Source organism: Desulfobacterales bacterium (assembly GCA_029211065.1).
In the GTDB taxonomy this organism is placed as follows: domain Bacteria; phylum Desulfobacterota; class Desulfobacteria; order Desulfobacterales; family JARGFK01; genus JARGFK01.
Map to the genome: position 1 here is coordinate 1 of JARGFK010000055.1, position 15,646 is coordinate 15,646.

Here is a 15,646-nt window from a genome sequence, read left to right on the forward strand (position 1 = left end):
TACTTCTCAAGGCCCACCAAACCCTACTTTACAAACTGACCGAGAATTGCTGTTAAAGCAACTATTCAATTTTACATAATTTAATCTCAACCGGGAATAAATCCTTGACACATGTATTTTGTTTATAATAAACAATATCCAATTAATTCCAGCGCTGTTATGTTCACCCTTGGTACCGTGCGGCAAGGTTGCCGGTTCAAAGTATAACTCAGTTCAATCGAACAAGCATTTCCTTGAACCTGATCGTTTTTTGAGGAAATATAAATTTCATTATCCAATGCCTTGGCAGATGGATGGTTCTGTTTATTTCATTCGAAAGATTCGGCCAAAAGTAGCTGCTAAGGGGTTGATATTTGGCTGGGATGTAGTTTGCCTTGATCGTTATAACCCAACTACTTACAAGGAGGTTTATTATGACAGGTTTTCATTTAAAAGGTAAAAAAATTTGGGTGATCGCTCTGGTTGCCGTGCTGTCAGTGTTTGCGATCCAAAATGTCATGGCCGCGGATAAATATCCCAACCGCCCCATTGAACTGGTGTTGCCGGTTTCGGCCGGGGGCGGGTTTGATTTAACCTCGCGGGTGATGATTTCGGTGGCAAAGGATTATTTCGGCGTGCCCATGACCGTCACCTTGAAGCCGGGAGCCGGAACGGTCACCGGAACCAAGTTTGTGGCCAGCTCGAAACCGGACGGCTATACCTTAATGGCGGGCGGCGAACATGCCATCGTGCTGGGTCAGTTTGAAAAGATCCCTGTAGACGTTCTCAGGGACCTGATTCCGGTCTGTCGCATCAGCTCCTGGCCGTGGGTACTGGTGGTTGCCGGGGAAAAAAGCCCGAAGCCTTCGCCATTCAAAACCGCCCAGGAATTCATCGAATTCGCCAAGAAGAATCCGGGCACAACCATGGGCAACAGCGGCGCTCTGACGGTCGCAAATCTGCCGGCGCTGCAACTTGAAATTCAGGGTGGAATGAGTTTTACCAATGTGCCCTATGCCGGGGGCGGACCGTTGCGGCAAGCGTGTTTGTCGGGTGAAGTTCCCGCCGGTATCGGCCCTTCGGTATGGGCTGCCCAAGACCACGGAGATAAATTGTTGCGAGCGTTGGCCGTAACCGGCGAGGAAAGGCATCCGGATATGCCGGATGTACCGACTTTCAGAGAGCTGGGCTACGAAATCGATACCATGCTGACTTTCGGAATTTTCGCACCCAAAGGAACATCCGAAGATAAGCTGTCCCTTATCGAGGGAAATTTTGGAAAATTGGTCAAAGATAAAAGCATTACCCGTTTAATCGCAAAGATGGGCGAGAGGATCAGCTGGCTGCCACGCAAAGAGTTTGCAGCGGCGATGAAAAAAACCGAGGCGGCTGCCAAAGAAGCGGCCAAGGTGCTCAACAAATAAAAATGGATTTCAGCGAGATGCCTTTCGGGGCAATATCCCTTTTCCCCCGAAAGGCATTATTTTGTAAAGCAGGCCCCCCCCCCGAATACTTGAAGACAGTCTAAATGCCCGTGGACCTGCGAAAATAAGTTTGGCTATGGAAATATAGTATTTCCGGCATTTTTTCTAAAAGGACAAAAGATATATGAAAGGTCAGCTGAATCGCAAAATAAAGCTTAATCGGACTGCCGCCTTTATCTGTCTGATCTTCGGTCTGGTTTATTTCATCTTAATTTACTTTCAGGCATCGCCACGGGAAGTCCCCGGCGCGAGAGGTTTCGGGAGGCTGACCGGTCGTTTCTTCCCTCAACTGGGGGGAGGGATTTTTCTCCTGTCCGCGGCTTTCCTGTTGGTGAAGTCCTTTTTAAACGAAAAGTTCATTAATAAAACGGATGATGCCGACATGTTAAAAAGCATGCTGGATCGGAACGAGGCGGTCATCGGCGTGTCCAAGCCTGAGTTCATTACCAGCTCCCTGATCACGGTGTTGGGGCTTATTTATGTCAGCCTGATGCCGTTTTTAGGATATTTGCCAGCGACCGTCATCGCCGTCTTCGCCCTGTCCCTTGTAATGGGCAACCGAAGCTGGTTTTATTTATTCATTCTGTCTGTGATCGTACCCTCGATAATCTACTACGTTTTTATTTCGCTGCTGTATGTCCCGCTGCCCAGAGGATTCTTGAGCCTTTTTTTCCAGTGATTTAGTCTGTAAAGCGGTTTTAAGCGGATGTTATCGGTACGAGAATTTCCTAAGAATCAGGAGTAATTATGTTAGAGCAGATGTTTAACGGCCTTATGCTGGCACTTGATCCTCTCTCCATTCTGGTAGTCGCGATCGGCGTTGTGGTCGGCATCCTGATCGGGTCCATACCCGGACTGACCACCACGATGGGGATGGCGATTTTTGTGCCGTTCACTTTTTTCCTGCCGCCCCTGGTCGGCCTGCCCTTTTTGATCGGACTTTACAAAGGGGGAATTTACGGCGGCAGCATCCCGGCGATTCTGATCAACGCTCCCGGCACCGGAGCCGCCATTGCCACGGTGTTCGACGGCTATGAACTCGCCAAACAGGGCCGGGCGGGGAGCGCCCTCAAGGTTGCTCTTTTTTCATCGACTATCGGCGACACGCTGAGCGATATCATCACCATCCTGCTGGCGCAGTCGGTGGTCAGTATCGCCCTGCTGGTGGGCAAGCCCGAGCTTTTTTCTATTCTCGTATGTTCGCTGGCCATTATTGCCACCATGACCGGCGGTTCGGTGGTCAAAGGGCTCATGGCAGCCGCTTTGGGATTGATGCTGGCGACCGTCGGGACCGATATCGGCGGCAGGTGGCGATTTGCCTTCGGAAATACCGATCTGGCAGGGGGCTTTTCACTGATTACTTTGCTGATCGGACTGTTTGCCTTTGCCACAATCATTGAAAGAGTCCTGGAAGGAAAAAAGGCAGACGAAAAACAGCGGGAGATTTTCAAAATTTCCAAGGAAGACAAGCTTCACTGGTGGGAGTTTCGCAAATGCATTCCACATATCCTGAGATCAACCGGCATCGGAGCATTTATCGGCCTGGTCCCGGCAGTGGGCCAGCCGGTGGCGGCTTTTTTAGGATATTCATGCGCCAAGCGCTTTTCAAAAGAGCCTGAAAAGTTCGGCAAGGGTTCACTGGAAGGCGTTGCCGGCCCCGAAGCCTGCAACAACGCCGTCAACGGTCCGACGCTTCTGCCCCTGATGGCCTTCGGCATCCCGGGAGACATGGTGACGGCCGTCCTGCTGGGGGCATTGATTGTACAGGGGCTTCGTCCCGGCCCGGGGTTGTTCAGGAATTATGGGGACATCATGTACGGCATCCTGATGTCCATGATGGTGGCCAATGCGTTTATGTTCGTTTTCGGATATATTTTTTCAGGGCTGTATGCCAAAATCGCCCGGATCAATTCCAAATACCTCATTCCGGCGGTCTTTGCGTTGGCGATCGTGGGCTCCTATGCCGTCAACAACAATGTGTTTGATGTTGCGATCATGGTCTTTTTTGGTTTCGTGGGGTTTTTGCTGAACCGCTTCGACATTCCCCTGGCGCCGCTGGTCATAACGTTTCTCCTGGGACACGGCGTTGAAAACAGTTTGATCCAAAGTCTGATTCTGTTCAAGGGCGACCCCCTGGGCTTTATATACAGACCGTTTTGCCTGGCGCTTTTGGTGTTTTCAGTATTGTTGATTTGCGTTCCCGGTATCATCAGCTGGTATAAAAAATACAAGGTCTTAAAAACAGGTTCTTCGTAAAATTCAACTTTAAACTCTGTACTTACATCAAGCAGGTATATGAAAATAAAAAATCCCCGTCTGAAGAGGCGGGGATTTTTTAATGTCGGCGTTAAAAAACATCTGCACGGCTGCCTGCCGGTGTGTTTGCGCCGGCCGACGATGTCTGTTATACGTTTCTCTGTCAGGCTATCCAGCCTTTGCCGCAATGCTTGCGGGCAGGCAGGGGATTGATTTAAAGCGGTTGTCATAATCACATTCCGGTTCGGCTGCCGGACAATTCCGTTGGAACATATTTTTGACAACAACTATAAGCTCGCTTAACGGTCACAACTATTTTCGGAAAGGAGATAAGACCATGAAAGTTGTCGCAATCAACGGCAGTTCACGAAAAGACGGCAATACCGCCATATTGCTCCGAACGGTTCTAAAAGAACTTTCAGCCGAAGGCATCGGGACGGAGCTCATCCAGCCGGCCGGCAGTCCGCTCAGGGGGTGTACGGCCTGCAACAAGTGCCGGGAAAATAAGGATCGGAAATGCGTGATCCCGTCGGACGGTTTCAACGACTATTTTGGCGCCATGGCCGAGGCCGACGGCATTCTGCTAGGATCGCCGGTGTATTTTACCGATGTTACCGCATCCATGAAGGGACTCATCGAGCGCACCGGGCGTGTGGCCGGGGCCAACGGCGGTCTTTTAAGGCGCAAGGTCGGCGCGGCGGTGGTGGCGGTGCGCCGGGCCGGCGCGGTTCATACCTTTGATACGCTCAACCACCTGTTTCTTTACAGCGAGATGATCGTCCCCGGCTCTATTTACTGGAATCTTGGTATGGGGGGGGATCCCGGTCAGGTCGAATCCGACAGTGAGGGGATTCATATCATGCAGCGTCTGGGAAAGAATATTGCCTGGCTGATAAAAAAAATTAACAGTTAAACCAGAATGTTATAATTTAAGCTGCATGCGGTTATCAATTGTCCAGAAAGGTGCAGAAAAAATATTGACAACTGGTACGATGAGTAATAAGTGTATAATGACATGAAAGACGGCATGGAAAAAATCAAAAGAATTTCAGTTGTCGACGCAACGGTCACTTATATCAAGAAACAGATCGTAGACGGCGCCATTAAACCCGGCCAGCAGCTTCCCAGTGAGCGGACCCTGCAGGAATCGCTGGGCGTGAGCCGTTTCACCCTGAGAGAGGCCCTGGCCCGACTGAGCGCCCTCGGCATCGTGGAAATCACCCATGGCAAGGGGGCATTTATTGCCAAGGAGATGAACCCGTCCAGCCTGGAAAATGTTTTTTTCCCCCTTTTTGCCAATCAGAACATTCAAAGCCTGATCGATTTTTTCGAAGCCCGCATGCTCATCGAAAGCGAAGCCGTGCGGTTGTGCGCCCAGCGGCGGACCGAGGAAGACCTGGAAAAACTGAAAGACATATTGGAAAGGAGTAAGGCCGCGCTTGATGACCCGCTCACGTTCGGCGAACTCGATTTTCTTTTTCACAACAAAGTGTCCCAGGCCGCCGGGAATATTTTTATCGATAAAATGATGGGATGCCTCAATGAATATATCAAGAAATATCTGCTGATGCTTGCCAACAACCCGGAAAATAGAAGCAGATCGCTGGTTAACCATCGCAGCATACTGGAGATGATCGAAAAGAAGGACGTTGATAATGCGGGGAAAATAACCCGCAAACACCTGAATCAGACGTTTGAGATGTTAACGCGTTTTGACAGCGCCGACGATACGCCCATTGCGCCTGATGATCTCCTCAAGCTTTTCAGTCAATAAATAACCCCTTTTTATATAAACCCAGAACCAAAGGAGGCAAAGATGCATGAACTGATAAAAGAAAGAGTGATGAAGCCCATTTCCGATGCTGAGCTTGAAAGGAGATGGAAGGCCGTTCGCGACGTAATGAAGGCAAAAAAGGTTGATTTTCTCCTGATTGAAAACAACAATGACTACCTGGGCGGATATATCAAGTGGTTTACGGATATACCGGCCGTTCATGCCTATCCGATTTCTGCTATTTTTCCGGTGGATGACGAAATGACCACCTTCAGTCACGGGGAACTTGAACCCAAAGGGGGCACCGGTCTGCCGGCCTGGCTGGTGCGGGGCGTCAAGAAGCGCATGAGTTCACCCATCATGACTTCGTGCAACTTTACCTGCAACTTTGACGGTGAAATGATCGTGAACGAACTCAAGGATTATCCCAACTGCCGGATTTCCTTTGTCAACGAGGGGGCCATGCGCGCCGGTTTCGTCAACTATATCCGGCAGAACATGACGGGCGCCACATTTGTGGACATTACCGATGAGATCGACCTGATCAAGGCCATCAAAAGCCCCGAGGAAATTGAGCACATCAAGAACAGCTGCTATATTCATGATGAAGCCATGAAAGCCTGCTACGAGGCCATCAAGCCCGGCATCCGGGAATTTGAAATCGGTGCCATTGGAAGATTTAAAGCCAAGATGCTGGGAAGCGAACAGCTCTTTATCCAAATCGGCTCTGCTCCTCCCGGGCAGAACTTTCCCTACAGTAATATTCATGCCATGAACCGCGTCATCCAGGACGGCGATTCCCTCGGGATTCTGATCGAGGCGATCTGTCCGGCCGGCTATTATACCCATCTGCATCGCACCGTCTGCGTCGGCAAGATTCCCGAACCCCTGGCAATCGTATACGAGGACATGATGACGGCCTATCGGCGCACCAGAGACCTGTTAAAGCCCGGTGCGGATCCCATCGATATCCTGGACGACTATAACGACTTTCTGCAAAGCAAGGGGTATCCCATGGAGAGAAGGCTGTACGCCCACGGCCAGGGCTACGACCTGGTGGAAAGGCCTTCCTGCCAGATCGGCGAAACCATGAAGATTGAAGAAAATATGAATATCGCCATTCATCCGCCCATCAGTAAAAACGGGACGGCCAATATCTGCGATAATTATATTATCACCAAAACAGGCGTAAGCGAGTGCCTGCATAAAACGCCCCAGGAAATTTATGTCGTCAAGTAAGGGGCGACAGTCGGGATCTGAACGCCGCCGTTTTTGGTGCGGCGTTCAGCATATTTTAAAAAGAATGAATGGGTACGGCAGCTTTGATAATGAGGTTTCAGATGCAAAAGAAATATAAAATTGGAATTATTCCGGGAGACGGAATCGGGCGCGATGCCATCAGCGCGGCCCGGATCGTCCTCGACGCGGTTAACGACATATCCGACTTTAAGATGGATTTTAAGCCCATGGACACCGGGGATGTTGCTTTTGAAAAGTACGGCGATCCCTTTCCCAAAGAGACCCTGGACGGAATCGCAAAGACAGATGCGGTCCTGTTCGGCGCGGCCGGAAATCCCCATACCGTTAAGGTCCTGATGGGGTTTCGGCTGGGATTTAATCTGTATGCCAATGTGCGGCCCATCAAATCACTCCCCGGTGCCGGCGCCATCCAGGAGAAAGCCGACCTGATCATCGTCCGGGAAAATACCGAGGGGCTGTATAGGGGCGTCGGTTATATCGACGAAGATTATTATGTGAATTTAAGGGTGTTCACCAAAAAGGGGATGGATCGAATTTTGAGGTTTTGCTTTGAGCTGGCCCGCAAGGAGGGCCGCAAGCAGGTGACCTTTACCCACAAGGCCCACGTCCTGACGTATACGGACGAACCCATGCGGCAGATTTTTTATGAAATGGCCAAGGAGTACCCGGACATTGAAGCCAACGACATGACCATTGATGCCTGCGCCATGCAGATCGTCATGCATCCGGAGCGATTCGACATTATTTTCGCTGAAAATGCCAATGGTGATATTTTAAGTGATGTCGGCGCCGGTGTGGTGGGCGGAATGGGGTTTGCCTACAGCGGCAATATCGGTGATTCCATGGGTGTTTTTGAACCGATTCATGGAACCGCCCCCAAATATGCGGGGAAAAATGTGATCAACCCCATTGCCGCCATTATGGCCGCTAAAATGATGTTTGATTATCTGGGAGAAAAAGAGACGGGAACAAAAATTGAAAAAGCCATCGTCGATGTTCTGAAAGAGGGCAAGGTCCGCACGTATGACCTCAAGGGCAAATCTTCCACGACGGATGTCGCCGAAGCAATAGCGGAAAAACTGTGCAAATGAGGATAAGATCTTTTATCGTATTCATGAATATGTGTACTTGGTAAATTATAACATTAACTTCGATAATATGGAGGTTTGATATGGAATTTGCAGTAGACTGGACCCGCCGAATCGACTTTGATTTGCTGCGCAGGGAAAGAACCAAAAGCTTAAACGAACAGATAAAAAAATTCGGTTTGGACGGGTTGCTGTTGTTCAAGGCCGAGAGCATCCGCTATATGACCGGCTACCGGCCGTTGTGGTGGCCCATCTCCTTTTTGACCCGCAATGCGGCCATCATGTCTCCGGATAAGGATCCGATCCTGTTTCCCACCAGCGGCTGCGTGGAAAGATGCTGGAACAGCATGTACTGGATGAAGAAAGAAAATATCCGGCCCCTGGCGACCATGGAGGATCCGGGCATTGCCGAAACCGAAGTCAAGAAAAAATTCAAACCGGCGATCGAGGAACTCGGCATCACCAAGGGAAAAGTCGGCATCGACCATGTCTCCATGATTGTCTTGAACAAATTAAAAGAAGTTTTCCCGAAAATTGAATTTGTGGATGGGGACCAGTGCGTGTTGGCGGCCCAGGTGGTCAAGAACAGTGAAGAACTGAAATGCATGCGGGTGGCGAGCCAGCATGCCTCCTACGCCATGGATCGGGCAATTGGCAGCATCCGGGCAGGGATCCGGGAGTGCGAAATCCTGGCGGAAGCCATGCACTCGCTGTATGCCAACGGCATGGAAACGCCCCAGTGCAGCCTGATTGTGACCTCCGGAGACGGTACGGCGCCGCTGCGGCGGTTTGCCTCGGACCGCAAGATCAACTGGGGTGAACTCGTGTTCATGGATCTGGGCGGCTGCTTCAACGGCTATTTCTCGGATTTCACCCGAACGGTCATCCACGGCAAGCCCAACGAAGAGCAGAAGAAAATTTACCGGGCGGTGTATGCCATGATGATGGAGATTCAGCGCACCATGATTCCGGGCAATACCAATAAAGACGTTAATGACGCCGCCCGCAAAGCGGTCGTCGACGCAGGCTTTAAGGGGTATGATTACCTGGGTCTGCTGGGCCACAGCATCGGGGTAACCGGATTGACCTACCCGATTATCGGCGAAGTCGCCGCCATCGGCAGTGAGAACATCGTCGAACTTCAGCCGGGCATGATCTTCAGCATGGAACCGGGCATTTTCATTCCGGGCGTTCCCGGCGGCGGCGGCATCCGGCTGGAGGACACGATATTGATTACGGAAACCGGCAACGAAGTTCTCACGAAAACCCCCTATGACGAGAACCTGTTGTCGTAGCCGTACGGAGAGCTACTATTTTTCCGAGGAGGGAAGTAATGCACATTGTAGTTTGCACCAAACAAATTGTCGACCCTGAAATCCCATCGGGCGAATTTAAGGTCGACTTCGAAGCAAAGCGAGCGGTTCCGGACCAGGGCGAACCGGTCCTGAACCCTTATGATGAAAATGCCATTGAAGTGGCCCTGCAGCTCAAGGATCGCGATAAGGACATTAAGGTCACCGTGCTTACAATGGGAGGGGAATCGAGCCAGAAGGTTTTACGCCGCGCCCTGGCCATGGGCTGCGATGAGGCGATCTGGCTCAAGGATCCTTCTTTTGAAGCGCTGGATTCAGCCGGAACGGCCGCCGTTATCGCCAAAGCCATCCGGCAGGCAGGAAACGTCGATATTGTTCTTTGCGGCAGACAGGCCGGTGACTGGGACATGGGCCAGGTGGGTGCGCTGCTGGCAGAGGAGCTGCAAACAGCCTGTATTCCCATGGCGTACAACATTGAAAAAAAGGAGAATGCCCTTTTCGTTAAAAGAGAGACCGAAAACGGAATGGCGGTTCTTGAGGCGGGCCTGCCGTTAGTGGCGAACATCACCAACAGCAGCACCAATCAGCCGCGCTATCCTTCGGTAAAGGGTGTATTGATGGCGGGCCGAAAAAAGATTCCGACCTTTTCGGCCGGTGATCTTTCCATCGACGCGGAGATCCCGAAACGGGTTGTGGTGGAAGAATTAACGCTTCCCAGTTATGACCGGCAGGTGTTGTTTATCGACGGGGAGGACGGCCCGGAGAAAGCGGTGAACCTTGCGGCGCACCTGATCAAAATGAATCTTATAAAATAAATGAAACGATCTGTTAGGCAGAAGGCATAAGGAGGTAGAAATGCCAGGAATTTTAGTATACGCATCCATCGTTTGCGATGCGGTGTCCATGCCGACCCGGGAGATCCTGGGCGCGGCACGTGGGGTAGCTGCAAAAACCGGTGAGCCGGTATCTGCCGCGCTTCTGGGGTCAGGGATTTCATCCCTGACCCAGGACCTGATCGAAGCCGGCGCAGACAGCGTTCATGTTTGTGATAATGAGAAGCTATGGGAATTTCATGCCAACGCTTACCTGAAGGTACTGGCGGACATTGCTGCGTCAGTAAATCCGCGCATGATCATCTTTCCGGGAGAGGCTGCGGCCATTGAGCTGGCGCCCCGGCTGGCCCATCGCCTGAAAGGGGGGCTGATTACCGATTGCATCGGTTTTGAGGTCCGGGAGGATGCCGTTATCTTTACCAAACCGGTTTACGGCAGCAAGGCACTGGCGCGGATGCGGGTTGACGGCCCAACGGCGCTGGTAACCGTGCGGCCGCGTACCCAGGAACCGTTTGGGCCCGACCAGAACCGCAAAGGGGATGTTGTGACCGTTGAGACGGCGCTCGGGGATATTGCGCCTGAAACCCGGACGGTTGAACGCGTTGAGGAGGAAGTTTTCGAGTGCATTCTGGAAGAGGCCAATGTGGTTGTTTCCGGCGGACGCGGCATGAAGGATCCGGAATCTTTTCAACAGCTCAGAGAACTGGCCACGCTCCTGAACGGGGCAATGGGCGCCACCCGGGTTGCGGTGGACCAGGGGATGGTGCCGCCTTCCTGCCAGATCGGATTGACCGGCAAGATCGTCGCCCCGGAAGTCTATTTTGCCGTGGGCATATCCGGCGCCAGCCAGCATATCGCCGGGATGTCCGGTTCAAAATATATCGTGGCGATCAATTCAGATCCGGATGCGCCGATATTCAGCATTTCGAATGTCGGGGTGGTCGAGGACTACCGCAATGTGATGCCGACGCTGATCGATGAACTGCGTAAAGCCCTTGCATAATAGGGGCCTGGGGCGGGGAAGGCCGGGGGAGGGTTTCTCAATGGAAGTGATTCTCCGGCGGCGTCAACATATAATAATTAAAAATGGAGGGAAGCACCATGCCATATCAATTCACTGACGAGCAGCTCGCCATAAGGGAGCTCGCTGTCGATTTTTTTATAAAGGAAGTTAAACCGGTGGCGGCTGCAATGGATGCGCGCCCCAATCCCAAGGACTGTTACCCCGCTGAATTGATCCGAAAGGCTTCCAAGATCGGTTTAAGAACTTTGGGTCTTCCCGAAGAATACGGCGGGGCCGGCGCGGACGTGGTTACCAAATCCATGGTGCTGGCCGCCACGACCGAGATCGAACCCGGCACCGCAAAATGTCTGAGCCAGTGCTGGAAGGTCATGCAGGTCATCAATGAAGGCGGGACCGAAGAACAGAAGAAAAAGTTCTTTACCATGTTCGCCGAAGACGATGATTGCACCGGTTCCGTTTTGCTGACCGAACCCAATGCCGGCAGCGACACCCTGCTGGATCCCGTAGACCTGAAATCGGGCGTATCCATGAAAGCCGATGAAGACGGCGACTGCTTTGTCGTCAACGGCGCCAAACATATGTCGTCGCTGGTGAGTTTTTCCAAAATTCATATTCTATATACCCGGACCGACCGTTCCGTCACCGCCAAAAAAGGTACGACGACGTTTATCGTACCGGTTGAGGAAATGTCCGGCCTGTCCTACGGCCAGATTCATGACAAACTGGGATATCGACTGTATCCCAACGGGGAGACCTTCTGGGATAATGTCCGGATTCCTAAGAAGTATATCCTGGGCAAAGTGAACGAAGGCCTGTCTTCCCGCGTTCAGTTCGGCGCCAGCGTCGAAATCGCCTCGATGACGCTGGGGATCTGCAAGGCGATGTATAAACTTTCACTGGAGCACGCCAAGCAGCGCATACAGGGGGGTAAACCCATTATTCATCACCAGACCGTCGGAACCATGCTGGCGGAGATGCGGATTCTCACCGATACCCTCGAAACCTATCTGTTTGACACCGCCGTCCAGATCCGGGACAATCTGAAATTCGACCGGCGCAAATCAACCTATACCAGTATTTTCTCCAGGGATTGCTTCATGAAGATTATGCTGCTGGCCATGGACGTCATGGCGGGGGTCGGCATTATGCGGGACCATCCCATGGAAAAATTTATCAGGGACGGCATCACCTGGCTGCATGCCAGCGGCACCAACTCCCTTAACAAGTTAAGGGTCGCGGAAACCCTGCGATAATAATTGATTTAGGCCTTTTCAATCGGAAGTCAGGAAATTTAAATGTCAAAGTCAAAGATTCTGATCAAGAATGAAATCCTGCGCAATACGGATGCGGTTGCCGGTGTTTTACACGGCCGGGTCGCAATAACAGCTGAACAAGGGTGGTGAACATGCCTGTGACCCAAAAAAGTGATTCCGGAGGCGAGCCGCTGCGGTTAAAGCGTCTGGAAGGCAAATGTGCCGTCATTACCGGTGCGGCCGGCGGCATCGCCATGGCTGCAGCGGTTTCGTTTGCCCGGGAAGGGGCTGCCGTTGTGGTGACCGATATCGATCCCAAGGGCGTCCAAAAGACGGCTGACAGCGTTAACGCAGCAGGGGGCCGCGTGCGGGCCGTTACCGCGGATGTGACCTCGCGCCCGGATGTTGAAAAGTTGTTTTCGGTCGCGGTTGAATTGATGGGGGGTGTCGACATCCTGGTGACGTGTGCCGGCGGATACCATGCCTACGCCAACTTTGAAGACATCAAGGAAGATGACTGGGACCGTGTCATCGCCCTGAACCTCAAGAGTGTTTATCTGTCTTGCCACGCGGCGATTCCTTTCATGAAAAAAAAAGGCTGGGGCCGCATCATCAACCTGGGCTCCCTGGCCGGGCGCAGTACCAGCGTCGGCTCGTCGCCGGCACATTATGCTGCGGCCAAAGCAGGGGTCTCCATGTTGACCCAGTATATCGCCAAGGATGTGGCGCCTTATCATATCACCGCAAATACCATTGCGCCTGGTACGACCCTGACGGACCGCGTCCAAAAACTCTTGACGCCGGAAAAACGGAAAAAATTTACGAAAATGTGTCCGCTGGGCTATCTGGCGCAGCCGAAAGATATCGCCGATGTGATTACGTTTTTTGCCAGCGAGGAGAGCCGCTATATTACGGGCGCAACCATTGACGTGAATGGGGGGCGGTTGATGCTGGTTTAGCACTCTTTTAACCTACTTTGGAAATCTTGGTCCTAAGGATCAGGCCTGAGATCATTGGCTCTGTCTTAAGAAATGTAAGGCGATAAGCTCGAAGCACGAAATCCGAAACAATATTTAATGACCAAAATTCAAATGATCCAAACAATAGACGTATCTGACCTCGTGAATATGATTTTGTTTTTGTCATTAGAGAATTTGATATTTGAATTTGTTTCGCATTTCGATATTCGAATTTCGGATTTGCCAATGGCATTTGTGTAAACAATGCCCTTAGGGGCTTAGATCAAATCCGGTCTCTCTGGACCCGGATATTTACTGAGAAGGAACCTTATGTTAACTGATACTTCTGTTGCCATCATAACCGGCGGGGGCGCCGGCATTGGAAAAGCATGTGCCGTCCGGTTTGCAAAAGAGGGCGTCCGGGTGGTGGTGGTGGACCGGAATGCGGCAGACGGCAGCGCAACCGTCGCGCATCTCAAGGATTCCGGTACAGAGGCCCTTTTCTGTGAAGCCGATGTATCGCGCGAAAAAGACTGTGCACGTTTTGCCGATGCGGCCCTTAAAGCATTCGGACGGATCGATGCGCTGGTGGCCAATGCCGGTATCCGGGTGTTCGGCACGGTTCTGGAAGCCACCGAAGAAGATTGGGATAAAATGCTGGCGGTCAACCTCAAAGGCGTCAGCTTTTCCTGCAAGGCGGTTCTACCGGCGATGATTGGGCAGAAGTCCGGCGCCATCGTAATGATCGGTTCCACAACCGCCATGACCGGGAGGACCGATATGCCCATCTATGACGCCACCAAGTTCGGGGTTTTAAGTCTTACCCGCAGCCTTGCAGCAACTTGCGGAAAACACGGGATTCGGGTCAATGCCGTCTGCCCTTCAAAAACAATTACCGATTTTCATATCAATAACGCCCGGGCCAAAGGAATCTCACCGGAGCAGTTCAGGGCCGGTTTTAAAGATTACGGTCTGTTGGGAAGGGCGGGTGAATCCCACGAGGTTGCGGCCGCCGTTTACTTTATGGCCGGTCCGGAAGCCTCTTTTATTACCGGTCAATATCTGATGGTGGACGGCGGGTTTTCCATCGGCGCAAAACCCTTTACTTGAAACTGGGGGCTTCGCCCCGACTGGAATAATGGGTCTACGGTTAAGATTTTGGCCGATCCCGGTATTCCATTTTCCCAGCACGAATTACATTCAGAGGCTTTCATATAGCGGCAACGATGAAACAAGGGAGGTGATGTCACCGGCGGAAATTTTTGGTGTTTTTCGGAGGTGTATCGCATATTCATGAATGACCAACGCTAAGGAGGGAAGACCATGAAAAATTATGTAAAACTTGTATCTATTGTAGCAGTTGCGCTTTGCTTTGCAGTTTCAGCGGCCGCGCCGGCAAAGGCCGAATGGCCCGGCAACAAGCCCATAACGGTGGTGATTCAGTACAAAGCCGGCGGCGGCACGGATGTCTTGACCCGGGCGTATACCAAAGCCATGGAAAAGACCCTGGGCACAACCGTTAATGCGGTCAATCGCGAAGGGGCAGTGGGAGCCCTGGCAATGGATTTTGTCAACTCCAAACCGGCTGACGGCTACTGGTGGCTGGGCGCCTCCCAGTTCAGCAAACCCTTGCGGGTCATGGGTCATACCAAGCTGAGCGGTTGGAAAGACTGGCAGTACTACAAAATAGCCAGCGGTATCCAGGGCTGGGCGGTCCGGGCGGATTCCCCTTTCAAAACCATGGCCGATTTTATAGAGGCCGCCAAGAAAAACCCGGAAAAATATTCAATCTCCAACTCGGGTGTGGGCGGCATCTGGAATGAAGGCAACGAAATCATGATCAAGGGCGCCGGCATCAAAGTTCGTCAGATTCCCTACAAGGGCGGTGCACCGGGCGCATTGGCATGTCTTCAGGGCGAGGTGGACGTGACCGGCAGCGGCATTCACGAGACCATTGAGCATATCAAAGCCGGGAAGCTGAGAAACCTGGCGGTATTCACCAAAGAACCGATCAAACTTGAAGACGGGACGGTTCTGAGGCCCATTACCGATTATATCCCCTCTCTGGCCGGATACGCCCCCTTTGGATCGGAATATACCCTGGGAGTCAAGCGGGATGCGCCGGTTGAAGCTCTGGAAAAGATCAAGACGGCTTTTGTCGCCGCAGCCAACGATCCGGAATTCACGTCGTATATCGGTAAAAAGTTCTTTTTCAAGGCCCTGGCGCTCGGAGAGGAAGCCGACCGCATGGCAGTCCTGCGCGAAAGCGTCACCGCCTGGCTTTTCTGGGATCTTAAAGTGGAAGGCGTCAAGGTAAATCCGGCCGACCTGGGGATTCCCCGGCCGGAAGATTTCGAGAAATGGTGGCCGCCCAAAGGCTACAAACCTCGGATTTCTTCGAACTGACAACGCTGCGGGTTACG

General features: G+C 52.0%; 14 protein-coding genes. All 14 read left to right on the forward strand.

What is annotated here, in order from left to right; all coding sequences use genetic code 11:
- The first annotated feature begins 413 nt into the window (after positions 1-413).
- The 14 genes from P1P89_13020 to P1P89_13085 all read left to right on the forward strand — a co-directional run bounded on the left by P1P89_13020 (position 414) and on the right by P1P89_13085 (position 15,629).
- Positions 414-1,403, forward strand: a complete 990-nt coding sequence (locus P1P89_13020; protein MDF1592431.1) for a tripartite tricarboxylate transporter substrate binding protein — start codon at positions 414-416, stop codon at positions 1,401-1,403.
- Between the two features lie 184 nt (positions 1,404-1,587).
- The gene (locus P1P89_13025) at positions 1,588-2,142 is read left to right on the forward strand and encodes a tripartite tricarboxylate transporter TctB family protein (protein MDF1592432.1); all 555 of its coding nucleotides are present in this window, start codon (positions 1,588-1,590) and stop codon (positions 2,140-2,142) included.
- Positions 2,143-2,210: 68 nt separating this feature from the next.
- A complete protein-coding gene (locus P1P89_13030; protein MDF1592433.1) occupies positions 2,211-3,719 on the forward strand; it encodes a tripartite tricarboxylate transporter permease in 1,509 nt (502 codons plus the stop codon).
- A gap of 337 nt (positions 3,720-4,056) precedes the next feature.
- Positions 4,057-4,632, forward strand: a complete 576-nt coding sequence (locus tag P1P89_13035) for a flavodoxin family protein (protein ID MDF1592434.1) — start codon at positions 4,057-4,059, stop codon at positions 4,630-4,632.
- Positions 4,633-4,722: 90 nt separating this feature from the next.
- Positions 4,723-5,493 (forward strand): FadR/GntR family transcriptional regulator, encoded by a 771-nt coding sequence (locus tag P1P89_13040; GenBank protein ID MDF1592435.1) that lies wholly within the window; start codon positions 4,723-4,725, stop codon positions 5,491-5,493.
- Between the two features lie 42 nt (positions 5,494-5,535).
- Complete coding sequence (locus tag P1P89_13045; protein MDF1592436.1) at positions 5,536-6,732, forward strand: M24 family metallopeptidase; 1,197 nt, start codon at positions 5,536-5,538, stop codon at positions 6,730-6,732.
- Positions 6,733-6,833: 101 nt separating this feature from the next.
- Complete coding sequence (locus tag P1P89_13050) at positions 6,834-7,844, forward strand: isocitrate/isopropylmalate family dehydrogenase (protein ID MDF1592437.1); 1,011 nt, start codon at positions 6,834-6,836, stop codon at positions 7,842-7,844.
- An 80-nt stretch (positions 7,845-7,924) separates the two neighbouring features.
- Positions 7,925-9,136: a Xaa-Pro peptidase family protein gene (locus P1P89_13055; protein MDF1592438.1), complete on the forward strand. Its 1,212-nt coding sequence runs from the start codon at positions 7,925-7,927 to the stop codon at positions 9,134-9,136.
- A gap of 38 nt (positions 9,137-9,174) precedes the next feature.
- Positions 9,175-9,969 (forward strand): electron transfer flavoprotein subunit beta/FixA family protein, encoded by a 795-nt coding sequence (locus P1P89_13060; GenBank protein MDF1592439.1) that lies wholly within the window; start codon positions 9,175-9,177, stop codon positions 9,967-9,969.
- A 40-nt stretch (positions 9,970-10,009) separates the two neighbouring features.
- A complete protein-coding gene (locus tag P1P89_13065) occupies positions 10,010-10,990 on the forward strand; it encodes an electron transfer flavoprotein subunit alpha/FixB family protein (GenBank protein ID MDF1592440.1) in 981 nt (326 codons plus the stop codon).
- A 98-nt stretch (positions 10,991-11,088) separates the two neighbouring features.
- Positions 11,089-12,264, forward strand: coding sequence for an acyl-CoA/acyl-ACP dehydrogenase (locus tag P1P89_13070; GenBank protein ID MDF1592441.1), 1,176 nt, complete (start codon positions 11,089-11,091; stop codon positions 12,262-12,264).
- Between the two features lie 152 nt (positions 12,265-12,416).
- A complete protein-coding gene (locus tag P1P89_13075; protein MDF1592442.1) occupies positions 12,417-13,223 on the forward strand; it encodes an SDR family NAD(P)-dependent oxidoreductase in 807 nt (268 codons plus the stop codon).
- 330 nt (positions 13,224-13,553) lie between these two features.
- Positions 13,554-14,333 (forward strand): SDR family NAD(P)-dependent oxidoreductase, encoded by a 780-nt coding sequence (locus P1P89_13080; GenBank protein MDF1592443.1) that lies wholly within the window; start codon positions 13,554-13,556, stop codon positions 14,331-14,333.
- A 213-nt stretch (positions 14,334-14,546) separates the two neighbouring features.
- A complete protein-coding gene (locus P1P89_13085; protein ID MDF1592444.1) occupies positions 14,547-15,629 on the forward strand; it encodes a tripartite tricarboxylate transporter substrate binding protein in 1,083 nt (360 codons plus the stop codon).
- Positions 15,630-15,646 lie beyond the last annotated feature (17 nt).